Annotated in this window: 7 protein-coding genes; 3 read left to right on the top strand and 4 right to left on the bottom strand. The window is 69.1% G+C overall.

From position 1 onward, the window contains the following. Positions 1 to 85: 85 nt before the first annotated feature. A complete protein-coding gene (locus tag BMX93_RS04545; RefSeq protein ID WP_091968458.1) occupies positions 86 to 2,116 on the top strand; it encodes a 3'-5' exonuclease in 2,031 nt (676 codons plus the stop codon). Further along, positions 2,113 to 3,930, top strand: coding sequence for an exodeoxyribonuclease V subunit alpha (gene recD / locus BMX93_RS04540; protein ID WP_091968456.1), 1,818 nt, complete (start codon positions 2,113 to 2,115; stop codon positions 3,928 to 3,930). Before BMX93_RS04545 ends, recD begins: the two co-directional genes overlap by 4 nt. Before the next feature lie 17 nt (positions 3,931 to 3,947). Here the strand turns inward: recD and BMX93_RS04535 are convergent, their stop codons facing one another. The 4 genes from BMX93_RS04535 to BMX93_RS04520 are packed head-to-tail and all read right to left on the bottom strand — an operon-like array spanning position 3,948 to position 12,263. Then, positions 3,948 to 4,727, bottom strand: a complete 780-nt coding sequence (locus BMX93_RS04535) for a type 1 glutamine amidotransferase (RefSeq protein ID WP_091968454.1) — start codon at positions 4,725 to 4,727, stop codon at positions 3,948 to 3,950. Positions 4,728 to 4,736: 9 nt separating this feature from the next. Continuing rightward, positions 4,737 to 5,639 (bottom strand): NAD(+) diphosphatase, encoded by a 903-nt coding sequence (gene nudC, locus BMX93_RS04530; protein WP_143052811.1) that lies wholly within the window; start codon positions 5,637 to 5,639, stop codon positions 4,737 to 4,739. A 22-nt stretch (positions 5,640 to 5,661) separates the two neighbouring features. Continuing rightward, a complete protein-coding gene (locus BMX93_RS04525; RefSeq protein ID WP_091968450.1) occupies positions 5,662 to 9,045 on the bottom strand; it encodes an ATP-dependent helicase in 3,384 nt (1,127 codons plus the stop codon). After that, entirely contained in the window at positions 9,042 to 12,263 is a 3,222-nt protein-coding gene (locus BMX93_RS04520; protein WP_177170067.1) for an ATP-dependent DNA helicase, read from the bottom strand. The genes BMX93_RS04525 and BMX93_RS04520 overlap by 4 nt, the downstream gene beginning before the upstream one ends. Before the next feature lie 308 nt (positions 12,264 to 12,571). On the opposite strand from BMX93_RS04520, the gene BMX93_RS04515 reads away from it, so the two are divergent. Next, positions 12,572 to 12,775, top strand: a complete 204-nt coding sequence (locus BMX93_RS04515) for a cold-shock protein (protein ID WP_091968447.1) — start codon at positions 12,572 to 12,574, stop codon at positions 12,773 to 12,775. Positions 12,776 to 12,896 lie beyond the last annotated feature (121 nt).

Genomic DNA, 12,896 nt, shown 5'->3' with positions numbered 1-12,896 from the left:
GGAACCTCCATCCTCGGAAGACCTCGACCCCTCCCCCCACACCGACGCGCCACCCGACCGCGCGACATGCCCTACACCCTCATCTATGAAGAGCCAGCAAATCCAGGAGGCGCTGGCCGATGCCGGCATCCCCGCGGTGTTCACCGGCGGCCAGGGAATCTTCTCGTCCCCGGCAGCCTCGGCATGGCTCGGCCTGCTCGATGCCGTCCTAGACCCCCGCTTGCCCCGGCTGCTGCAGCTGTCCGAGTCACCACTCATCGGCTGGACCCCGCAGCGTCTGGCCCGGGCCCTCGACGACGACCGCTTCGGCCTCATGGCTCTCATCAAGCTGGTACGCGAAGCGCTGGAGACCACCGGGCCGACGGCCGCCTTCGAGCTGCTCGCCGCCCGCACCGAGCTGGTGCCGCGGCTGCTGTCCAGCACAGCGGCGGGCGAACGGTTGCTGACCGACCTGCGGCAGGTCACCGAGCGTCTCGACGAGGCCGCGCGCGTCGAGACACTCGATCTCGTGGCGCTGCGCGGATGGTTGTTCGAGAACATCGGCTCAGCGGGGAATTCCCCCGACGACGACGCGGTGCGCCGGCTGGAGACGGACCTGCCAGCCGTCACGATCATGACGATCCACAAGGCCAAAGGCCTGCAGTTCCCAGTGGTGGCGCTGCCCGACATGGCCAGCCGTTTCGTCTCCGTGAAGCCGCCGGACCGTCTGCGTCGCACCCTCGTGCACGAAAACGGCGAGCTGGTGCTCGACGTGTTCGGCGATCTCGACGCCCGCCGCGACGACACGAAGCTCGCCGAAGAGCAGGCGGAGGATCTGAGATTGCTCTATGTGGCGGCCACTCGAGCGCAGAGCCGGGTGATCGGCTGGTGGGCCAATACCCAGCGCACCACCGACAGCTCGCCGTTGCACCGACTCGTGGCTTCCCGCAGCACTCAGGGCCAGCCACCACCTGTGAGCATCCCGGCAGGACGTGACCCCCAGGGATGGTTGCTGGACCGGCGGCTCGTGGAGGTCGTCTCGGTTCCCCGAGCCGGTGGCCTGCTCAGGGCACCGGCACCAGCCGCTCCGAGCATCGAACTGGTGGCCCGGGTCTTCCACGACACCATCGATCGCGGATGGGCACGCACCTCCTACACTCGGCTCACCTCCGGGGCCCACGAGGCAACTGGGGCCGATCCGGTGCCGGGCGGAGGCGACGAGCCCGAACTCGACACCAGTGTGCTGGCGCCCGACCATGGGCACGATTCCGCCATCCCGGACGATGCGACGGCGTTGGCTGGGCTCCCCGGGGGTACCCAATTCGGCAGTCTCGTGCACAGCGTCCTCGAGCAGGTCGATCCGGCATCGGAGCAGTTGGACAGTGAGCTGACCAGTGCGGCGCAGCAGATGCTGGCGCGCTGGCCGGTGAGCGATGTGCCCGCCGCCACGCTCGCCAGTGGCCTGGCAGCCGTCGTGCGCACCTCGCTGGGAGAGCTCACCGATGGGCGCTCGCTGGCCGATCTGGGAGCGGGGAATCGGCTCACCGAGCTCGAGTTCGAGTTGCCGATGGGTTCGCCCGGTCCCCGGCATACGCTGGCCGATCTTGCGGCGCTGTGGTCGGACCCGGCGCTGGTTCCCGCTGACGATCCGCTGGCCGGCTACGGCCCGGTGTTGTCCCGATCGGCTGTTTCCGGCGAGCAGCTCGCGGGCTTTCTCACCGGCTCCATCGACGTGCTCCTGCGGGTGCCGGCGCGACCATCGGAGGCCCCGACACGAACCGGGCCGCGATTCGTGGTGCTGGACTACAAGACGAATCGGCTGCCGGTTGCACCCGGCGAACAGCTGGGTTCGCGCCACTACACGCCCGAGGCCATGAGAGCAGCAATGATCGCGGCCCACTATCCGCTGCAGGCGTTGTTGTACACGGTGGCCGCGCACCGCTTCCTGCAGCGCACGGTTCGCGGCTATCGTCCCGAGAGCCACCTGAGGGCAGTGGGCTATCTGTTCGTGCGCGGCATGACCGGCTCCCCCAGCGAGGCCGACGCAACGCGGCTGCCCGGGGTGTTCATCTGGCATCCCAGAGCCGCCCTCATCGAAGCCGCCTCGCAGTTGCTCGCCGGGGATCGGCGGCAATGAACCACACCGACGGACGGGTCGTCTCGGCCCGCGGGCTGCTCACGCCGTTCACCCAGGCTGGCCTGGTGGACGCGCCCGATGTCCACGTTGCCGCCATGCTGGCCAGGACCGCTGGCGAGACCGACGAGCGGGTGGTGCTGGCTGCCGCACTCGCTGTCCGTGCGCTGCGTGCCGGCTCGGTCTGCCTGCCCTTGTCCCAGGTGCACCGGCTGGCGGCGAGCTTCGCTCATCGGGAGGATCCCGATCCGCTGCACCCACAGATGGATCTGCAGGCGCTGCCCTGGCCTGAGCCACAGCAGTGGTCGGCAGCCCTGCGCGCTTCGGCACTTGTCGGGGATGCGTCGGCCGCACCGAACTCCCACCCCTTGCGGCTGGTCGACGAGGCGATCTACCTGGAGCGCTATTGGTGCGATCAGGAGAGCGTCGTCACGCGACTGATGGCGCGCTGTGGGCCAGCTGATGACGTTGACGAGCAGGTCCTGTCGGCCAGCCTTGCTCGGCTGTTCGGCGACGATGCCCACGAGGCGGGCCAGCGGATGGCCGTGGAGACGGCGGTGCGGGCGCGAACAGCGGTGATCGCCGGGGGGCCCGGGACGGGCAAGACCACCACAGTTGCCCGGCTCGTCTCGGCGATCGCGGATCAGTTCGGCGGGCGTCCCGCACCTGTGCGGATTGGTCTGGCGGCCCCCACCGGGAAGGCGGCCGCGCGGCTGAGCCAAGCGCTTCAGGACGGACAGCTGAGCGACCAGGTGGGCCTTGCTGCCACAAGGGCCGTCACCCTGCACAGACTGCTCGGTGCTCGTCCTGGGCACTCGGCCAACCATGGGCCGGGCAATCCCCTAGCCCTCGATCTGGTGGTCGTCGACGAGATGTCCATGGTCTCGCTCAGCCTCATGGCGCGACTGCTCGATGCTCTGTCGGATCACACGAGGCTGGTCATGGTCGGTGATCCGGCCCAGCTGACGCCGGTGGATGCCGGAGCGGTGCTCGCCGACATCACAGCGGTTCCCTTGCCCGGCCCCGATCCGCAGCACGCTGCCATCGTGGAACTGCAGCACGGCTTCCGGTTCAACGCCAACATCGCCGCCTTTGCCCACGACGTACGTTCCGGCGACCCGGACACGGTGCTGTCCGGCATGGACGCCAATCCCTCGGTGGAGTTCGTGGACTGCGACCCGGCCACAGTGGATCTCGCGGGCCTGCCGCGCCTGCGGGCGGATCTGGTGGGTCAGGCCACGGCGCTGCTCGGCGCGGCACGGGAGGGAGACGTCGATGGGGCAATCGGCGCGCTGGATTCCCATCGACTGCTGTGCGCGCACCGTAGCGGACCCTATGGTGTCGGGCGTTGGTCGGCGCTGGCCGAGCGGGTCCAGCGCCCGGCTCGACCGGCCGGTGAACAGCAGGAGTGGTACCTCGGACGGCCCTTGCTTGCCACTGTCAATGCCGCCGAGCTCGGCCTGTCCAATGGGGACACCGGAATCGTGGTGAACACAGCCCAGGGCATCCGGGCGGCGATGAGCAATGGCCGGTGTTATCCGCCGTTCCTGCTTACCGGGGTGGAGACGATGTTCGCGCTGACAGTGCACAAGTCGCAGGGCAGCCAGTTCGACCGACTCACGCTCATCCTGCCGTCCCCCGATTCGCCCCTGCTCACGCGCGAGTTGATCTACACCGCGATCACGCGGGCCCGGCGCCAGGTGCGCATCATCGGGCCACGCGAATCACTGGCCGTCGCAGTGCGGACCCCGGCTCGACGGGCCAGCGGGCTCACCGGGCAACTGCTCGCCAGACTCCAGCCGCCGGGCACTGCCTGAGCCGGCTGCGAGCCGGATCATCGCTGATCCAGAAGTGCCTGGCAGGACGCCACGTAGGAGCTCAGGAGGGACCTTCCGAGGGCGGCGATCTGCGCATCGCGGACCCGCACCGAGGATTCCTCCTTCGCGCGCGCACCAGGGCCGTGACCACGCGCCCAGTGTGCGATGAGCTCTGGGTCGGCCTCCGGATGAAATTGGACGCCCAGAGCCGGCCCGATGCGAAAGGACTGCACCGCGCACCGGGCCGAGGAGGCCAGCGGTACCGATCCTGCGGGGAGTTCGTCGACGAGGTCGTAGTGCGACTGTGCCACCCAGCTGGTGGCTGCCGGTGGCTGTTCTTCGGCGGCGTCGAGGACGCCGAGCGTCCCGGCAAGGACCGGGTCACTGCGGGCAGCGGGCGCCCAGTCGATGAGCTGGGCACCGCCCTCGGGGGGATCCAGCGCGCCGAGGGCAACGTGGCCGCCGCCGACCCGGGCCAGCAGCTGGTGGCCGAGGCAGATGGCCAGCACCGGGCGCTGGACGCGAAGGCAGTCGTCGAGGAGCCGCAGTCCGGCCGCCACTGCCGGCCAGGTGTTCTCGCTGTAGGCATTCATCCGTCCGCCGAGCACGATCATGGCCTCGCACTCGGGAACCGGATCTCCCAGATCGAGACGAGCCAGGCGAATACTGGCCCCGGCGCCGTCGAGCCAGGCGTCGAGACGACACGAGGGCACCCCCGGATCGAGCTGGACGATACCCACCCTCAGGCGGGGCCCGAGCGCTGACGCGCCTCGCGCTGTGCGCGGTTCAGAAGTCATGCCGAGCGCTCACAGCTCGACATGCCCGAGACTGCCGGGCAGCCTGCCGGCGAGCCAGTCGAAGATGATGCGATGCCCGACCGAGGATCCCGCCGGCAGCGAGAGCGTTCTGTCGGCAAGCGATGCCCGCACCTCCTCCCGGCTGAACCAGGCGCCCCAGCTCAGCTCGTCGCCGTCGACGCGGCCTGCATCAGAACTGGTGGCCAGATAGCTGAACATGAGGGAGCGTGGCATCGGCCACGGCTGCGAACCGAGATACTGCAGGCCGAAGACCCGCAGATCGGCCTCCTCGCGGATCTCCCGATGCACTGCCTGCTCGGCGCTCTCGCCGGCCTCGATGAAGCCGGCGAGGATCGACACGCGGCCCGGTTCCCAGCTGGACTGGTGGGCCAGGTAGAGCCGGTCATCGGTATCGCGGACGCCACAGATGATCGCCGGATCGGTGCGCGGAAAGGCCTCGCGCCCGCACTGGGCGCACTGCGCCGCGTAGCCGCCCTTGGTGCGACGCAGCGGGCCTCCGCACACAGCGCAGTACTGGTTGTTGCGGTACCAATTGAGCACGGCCACGGCCGCGACGACGATCTGGCGCTGCCCGGGGTCGAGCCGGGTCTCGCGCACGGTGTGGTGGTGTGGCTGGTCGTCTCGGCGCGCGAACCAGGCCACCTGGTCGAGCATGCCCAGGAAGGCCACCGATTCCGGTGGCGGGTCGCCGAGGGTCGCGCCGGTGGGCTCGCCGAATGGATCGAGTTCGTAGCGACCGCCGTCGTCGAGGAGCAGCAGCCGGCTCGAAGGACGGTGCCACAGCTCGTTGAGAGTGCCGGGATCCTCGCGCAGTGTCCCGGCATGGTCCAGCAGTGCTGGTTCCTCCCAGCCGCGCAGCGTCCATGGCAGGCTTTCGGGTGGCAGGCTCATGGCGCCAACGGTAGCCGCCCGGTCAGTCGCGCCCGCGCGCACGTCCACCGTCACCCACGAGTGCCGCCAGCCCCGTTGTCAGGGCCAGCAATTCGTCGATTCCGGCCAATTCCGCCGGCCGTTCGATCGTGCCGCTCATCACATGGCAGAAGACGGCGTCGATGCGCTCGGGTGCTGTCGCCGTGACGTCGGCCCAGGCCTGGCGGTACAGGGCGAGCTGCCAGGGGTCGCTGGCCCCTTCGAAGGTCTTCCAATCGACGACTTGGTAGTCGTAGCCCTCGTCGCCGTCCAGACGATAGACGGCGTCGATGCGGCCTCTGACTTGTTGGGCACCAAGGACGAGGACGAAGGGCACCTCCACGGCGATCGGAACACGTTCGGCATAGGGCCCGTGCTCGAACCTGTCCATGAGTCGGTTCAGTCTCACCTCGGCCTCCGCGTCCCGGGCACCCGACTCGACGGCCCCCGACAGCGAGTCGTCCTCGAGCAAGTCGGCTGCCAGCGGGCGGGCCTGTTCTTGGAAACGGCGCTCCAGCCACTCGTGGAAGCGGGTACCCACTCCAGCGCCGACGCTGGTGCGCCGGGGCATCGGCCGTACCAGCGTCTGCAGAAAAGCGCGCGGATCGCGTCGGGAGTCCAGCAGAGCGCTGGCCGACAGCGAGGGGGGAATCACGAGATTGTGGGCCGATCTGTCCGACAACTCCATGTCGGCCAACCGGGTGGCCTCGGCGCGCCATTCCCGGACCAGCTCGGCCTCGTCTGCGGTGAGTTCGGCGAGCGTGGCGGCCTGCGCCGCATGCCCTGCGCGATCGGATGTGCCGTGGATCTCCTCAGAGAGCACCGAGGCCGCCTGGTCGAGGAGTTCCTGGTGTTCTGTGTCCACGGGCTCCGGCCAGGGCAGGGCAGATGGGCTCTGGCCGAGCGGGTTGGTCTCGGCCGGCGGACCGGGCTCGTGACGAAGCCCACCGGGCACACAGGCCCGCTGGGCGATCTGGCGGTAGTACTCACTTGCCTGTACCGGTTTGCTCAGCCCGGCGCGCCAGACGTGGCTGGTGACCACGAGCAGGCTCTTGGCGCGCGTGATGGCCACATAGGCCAGCCTGTCCTCCGCGAAGCGCGATGCGTCGCGCAGGCGTTCGGCGAATTCAGCGATTCCGTTGTTGTCCACCTCGCGCAGCTGGGGCACGGAGTCCGCATCGCCGCGCAGCGGGGCGGGGAGCAGTTGTGCTCCGGTGAGCCAGTTCTCGCCCCGAGCGGTGGCCGGGAAGGTGCCCTCCACGAGGCCGGGCAGGTAGACCGTCGACCACTCCAGGCCCTTCGCCCTGTGCACGGTGAGCAGCTTCACCGAGTCGGCGGAGCTGGCCAGGGCCTGCTCCATGTCGTCGTCGAGCTCGGATTCAGCGCCGAGATAGGCCAAGAAGCCATCGAGGCGTGCGGTGCCATCCAGGTCGGTGAAGGCCCCGACGACATCGAGGAAACGGGACAGCTGGGTGCGCCTGTCCTGGGCGCGCAGCTGGGCATCGGCCTCGAGCTCGGCATCGATGGCGAGCGAGGCGACGACCGCACCCACCAGTTCGCGCAATGGCCGACCGGTCAGCTGACGGAGCGCGCGCAGCTGATCGGCGAAAAGCCTCACTCGACGCGCCCCCTCGGGGGAGATGCCCGGGATCCGCGCTGCGGCGCCCGGTGCCCGATTGTCGAGGACGTCCATGAGGCATACCGGCGGTCGGGAGATCCGTTCGCCCATGTCCGTGAGCCGCTCCCTGCCGGGCTCAACACCCATACCCACGCCCACGTCTGCGCCTGCGCCTGCGCCTGCGCCTGCAGCATCGTGCGCGAGGATGTCCACCTCATCGACGTGCGTGCCCTGGCGCTGCTGTTGCGAGGCGAGTGCTCGGGCAGCCCGCCCCAGGCATGACAGATCCTCGGGGGTCACGCACCATCGACGGGAGGAGAGCAGCTGGACGAGTGCGGCATTGTCGGTGTCGTCGGCGAGCAGACGCAGCACGCAGATGATCTCGCGGATCGGCTCGAGCCTCAGGAGCCCACCAAGGCCGATGATCTCGACAGGCACCTCGCGGTCGACCAGGCGTTGGTACAGCCCCGGAAGTGTCGCATTGCGCCTGGCCAGAACCGCGATCTCGGCCCAGCGTCCCTCGGCCCCGCGCGCTGCGATGTCATCGGCCATCCAGTCGAGCTCTTGCTCGTCCGTGTCGAAACCGGCCACCTCGATCCTGCTCGCCGGTGCGCCGATGGCTGCCCGCAATGGGCCACGCCCCGATGAGGTGCGTGGCATGGCCGGGTCGTCCACCAGATGAGCAGCCACGGCATTGGCGGCTTCGAGAATCTCTTGTCCACTTCGTCGATTGAGGGTCAGGGAGTACGTCCGGGCGGGCTGTCCGTCTCGATCGGCGAAGGTGCGGGCGAAGTCGGCCATCGTGCTCGCGGCCGCGCCGCGCCAGCCGTAGATCCCCTGGTAGGGGTCGCCCACGGCGGTGACTGGATGACCTCGTCCGTGCTGGGCATCGGGCCCGGAGAACAGTCCTGCCAGCATGAGGGTCTGTGCCGCGGAGGTGTCCTGGTACTCGTCGAGAAGCACTACCCGGTACTGGGAACGCATGAGTTCGCAGACTTCCGGCAACTGCCCGGCGATCTGCGCCGCCCAGGCCATCTGGTCGGCGAATTCCGCTGCTCCGATGCGGCGCTTCTCCACGCGGTAGGCCCGCACGAGCTCGAGCAGTTCCCGGCGCATGCGGGCGGTCTCACCAGCCTCGGCGACCCTCTTGTAGGGTTTTCCGCGGTAGCGGGGTGCGGCATCGAGCTGGTCGAGGAAGCCTGCCGTGAAGTGCTCCACCTGCTCCGGCTCGACAAGATGCTGTGCCAGCGCCGAGTCCAGGCCGAGGACCCGGTTGATGAGTCCGGGCACCGACAGATCCGACAGGGACTGCCATTGTCCGTTGGCCTGGGCCACCACCTGGGCTGCCAGCCGGAAGCGGGAGGCGTCGTTGAGCATCCGCTCGGGCGGGTCAATACCGATCCGCGGCGCATGATCAGCCACCAGGCGCCCTGCGAAGGCGTCGTAGGTCATGACGAGCTGGCCCTCATCGTCGTCATCGTTGCCCGTGGCCGGGCCGGGCAGTTCGGCCAGGGCTCGATCGACGCGCTGTGACAACTCACCGGCGGCCTTGCGGGTGAAGGTGAGGCCGAGCACCTGCCCGGGTGCCACCTGGCCCGTGGCGACGAGCCACACCACCCGGGCAGCCATGACCGTGGTCTTGCCGGTTCCCGCCCCGGCGACGATGACAGCCGGTGCCATCGGTGCGGTGATGGCCGCGAGTTGCTCCTCGGAGAACGGGATGTCCAGGAGCTCGCACAGCTGGCCGGGAGTGGTGATCGGGGTGCTCATCGTCGTCCTCCTGATTCGGCCCACACCGGGCAGTCCGAGCGATGAGGGCAGTGTCCGCACATCGGGTTCTTCATGGCCGGGAACTGTCCCGCGCGAATCCAGCCGAGCGCGGTGCGCGCCAGATCGTGGATCCAGGTGGGTCCCGCGGACGCAGCCTCATGGCCGCCCGGAGGATAGGGATGCTCGACGAGGCTCGGCTGGGCGACCACTTTGGGCATTTCGGGGCGAGCCGCTGCCTCGGCCACCCTGAGCTGCACGAGTTCGGCGCCCCCGACCTGCGGTGCGGAACTGGTGAGCGGAGCGCAGGCACCAAGGCCCACGACAAGCTGGTAGCACGCGAGCTGCACGTTCGCAGCAGCCTCATTCTTGGTGGGTGCTCTTCTGCCGGTCTTGAAGTCGACGATCCACAGCCGCCCGCTGCCGGTCTCACGTTCAAGACGATCGATGGTCCCGGTGAGCACGAGGGCATCCTCGCCGAGATCGAGTTGGTAGGTGATGGGGATTTCGACGCCGACGACCTCACGGCCGCGAGGGGCGGCTGTCCAGCGCGCCAGCCGCCCAACCATCTCGTGGGTGCTGGCACGCTCCTGTTCGCTGCGCCAGGCCACATCGAAATCGATCCGGGGCCAGAATTCGTCCACCGCGGCGTGCTGGGCCTGCTCCCCCAGCCCGGCGGTGACGGCTTGTTCGGCGAGCAGGTGCACCAGTGAGCCGATACTTGCGCCAGCACCAGCTGGCTCGGCGCCCCCGGCCTGGGAGTCGAGGAACCAGCAGCGCGGGCACCTGGCCATCCGTTCCAGGCCGGTCACTGAGATGCGTACCGGCTCGGTGTGGGAGTCCACGCCGGTCCCGGGGGGCACCGTCCGGCGGTAGTCGACACCCCACCACCAGTCCGGCCGGGCCGAGGCCACCAGCGCGACTCCACGGTCGTCGTGCAGCTGGGCGAGGGAGCGTAGCTGGAGCAGGGCGGCCGCTCTCAAGGCCCGTGACGATTGCGGATCGACGGCGCAACGGCGCAGTTCGCCGGCCAGGGCGTCGAGTGTCTGCTGGCGCACGGTGTGCCTGCCCGACTCGACGATCTCGGCTCCGAACTCGCCCACGAAGCGCGACACACTGGTGCGCTCGTCGCCCGCGCCGCAGACCGCGTGAATGCGCAGTTCCCGGTCGGCCCGGCTGGCGGCCAGGGTGAACAGCCTTCGCTCCTGCTGGATCCATCGCGGGGCCGCCGACGCCTGGGGCTGTGCAGGTTCCCCGATCTCGCGTGCCGCAATGAGTCCCTCACCACGGCGGGGACCGGGCCACTGTCCCTCGGTGGCATCGACCAGGATGACGAGATCCCACTGCCGGCCTCGCGCGCGGTGTGCCGTGAGCACCTGGACCCCGCGACCTCTGGGATCTGACTCGCGGGCCATGTCGCCGGGAATCTCCTGGCCCCCGATCTGCGCGATGAGGCTCCGCAGGCTCCGCACCCCGGTGAGCTCGACGTGGCGCGAGGCGAGGTCGAACAGGGCGCAGATGGCGTCGAGATCCTTGTTCGCAGCAGTGGCGGTTGTGCCGGTGGACAGCGCGTCGGCGTACAGCCGCTGAGGCCAGTCTGTTCCTGCCCACAGTCGCCAGACCACGTCATAGCCAGACCTGCCCTTCCGCAGGTCGTCGGCCGCTTCCCCCAGCAGCCGCCCCAGCCGAATGAGTGCCTCCAGACGTGGGTCGCCCGGGTGGTTCCTGGCCGGGTGCCTCACGCTGGGGTTGCCCGCTCCTGCGCCATCGCTGGCTGCAGGGTTCGGCTCGCCAGCCAGCGCCGCAAGGCGGTCGAGCACCAGTTCGCCGGCAGTTCGGGAGCTGGTGTGCTCCTGCGCAGACCACAGGGTGCGCCCCAAGAGCCGTATCGACGACGGATCGAGACCGGACAGGGGTGAATCGAGCACTCGGGCCAGCCGTTGCCGCTCGGGCGCCCGCCCCTCGGCGAGGTCGAGCACCGTCCCCATGGCATCGAGCAGCACGAGGACGCACGCCTGCTCCCCGAGTGCGATCTCGTCACCGGCCACTTCCACCGGGATGCCCAGACTTGCCAAGGAGCCGGCCAATGCCGCCAGGCCGCCCTTGCCGGTGCGGCAGATGACCGCCTGCTGGGCCCAACCCAGGCCTGCCAGATGGGCGGCCCTCAGTTCCTGGGCCACCGACTGCGCCTGCGAGGACAGGCTCTCGTGAAGTACGCAGCGGACCCGTGGCGCCGTCTCATGCTCCACCGCCGCAGCGGCGGAGCCAGCCAGGGGGACCCGGGCAAGCAACCGGGCCACCCCGGCGCGCACCGCAGGTGATCCGCGATGCACGGACTGGAATTCCACACGTACTGGATCGGGGGCGCCGAGCACGGCGAAGCGCGAGGTGAAGTCAAGGGCGGCCCGCGGATCGGCTCCGCGGAAGGCGAAGACCGAGGTCTGCGGATCGGCGGTGGCAGCCACCCTGACGCCCAGGGAGTGCAGCTGGGCGATGAGGCCGATCTGGGCGGGGTCGTACTCGGCGAACTCGTCGCAGAAGACTCCCGCCAGCTGCTCGGTGAGGGACGCGGAGACCTCCTCATCGAGCATCAGCAGTCTGCTGCGATGCACGAGTTCGGCGTAGTCCCAGGCATGCTCGGCATCGAGCACGTCGAGATACTGTTCGAAGAAGCGCGCCAGCCCGAGCCATTCGGGACGGCCGGCGCGCGCCGCGGCCTGCTCAAGGTCCGCCGGATCCATGCCGTGCTGGCGAGCCCTGGCCAGCCCGGTGCGCACCTGCTGGGCGAAGGCGGCGGTACCCACCGCCTTGCGCAATGAGCGTGGCCACAGCTGCGGTCCGGCAGCTGACAGCAGTTCGCGCACCTGCAGATCCTGCTCGGGGCCGGTGAGCAGGCGAGGCAGTTCGCCGGAGGCGTCGCGGGCCCCGTAGCGAGACTGCAGCGCCAGGCACCAGCCGGGGACCGTCGTAATCACCGGTGCAAGCTGACTGGCACCCAGCCTGCCCACCACGGTTCGCCGTAACCGCTGCGCATCGGGACGCGACCAGGTGAGAATGACGACGTGCCCGAGCTGTGCCCCGGCCTCGACGCTGCGCACGACTGCTTCGACCAGCGCCGTGGTCTTGCCGGTGCCCGGCCCTCCCACTGCCAGCACTGCGCTGCCCGCCACCTCGGCGGCGTTCAGGAAGGCGCGCTGCTCGTCGACCAGCTGTGTCGTCATGGGCACCATGCAACCACTGCCCACTGACAGTTCCGGCCGGCCGCGATCCGCGCGAGCGCCGCTCCCCCGGCTCGGCGGGCAGCCACGCGGGGATTGTGCCCATGGCGCGAGATCTGTACCGTGAGAATCTTCACCGATGCTTTCAAACCACCTCGCGTTATGGAAAGCTGAAGGCACTGTTCATGCAGGGCACGTATTCAGTAGCAAGAGTCTGGGGCGGGTCGTGGCACGGTTGAGCCTGAGGGCGCACTGATACGGACAGCGGACCGTGAGGTGCGGTCCGGCAGTGAGAAGGTTAGGGAGTTCACATGGCCACCGGAACCGTTAAGTGGTTCAACGCGGAAAAGGGTTACGGCTTCATCGCCGTCGACGGTTCGAGCGATGACGTCTTCGTTCATTACTCCGCGATCGACGCCACGGGTTTCCGTTCCCTGGACGAGGGGCAGAAGGTTGAGTTCGACGTCGCACAGGGCCCGAAGGGTCAGCAGGCTGAGCACGTCAGACTGATCTGATTTCCATCCATCGGTAGTGAGGGGCGCCACCCGCGGGTGGGGCCCCTCACGTCTTGTACAAGGTCTCTCGCATACAAGGTCTCTCACATACAAGGTCCTTCGCATACAGGGTCCCTGGCAG

Source organism: Propionibacterium cyclohexanicum (assembly GCF_900111365.1).
GTDB lineage: Bacteria > Actinomycetota > Actinomycetes > Propionibacteriales > Propionibacteriaceae > Propionibacterium > Propionibacterium cyclohexanicum.
This window is presented reverse-complemented; position numbering and strand designations above follow the sequence as displayed.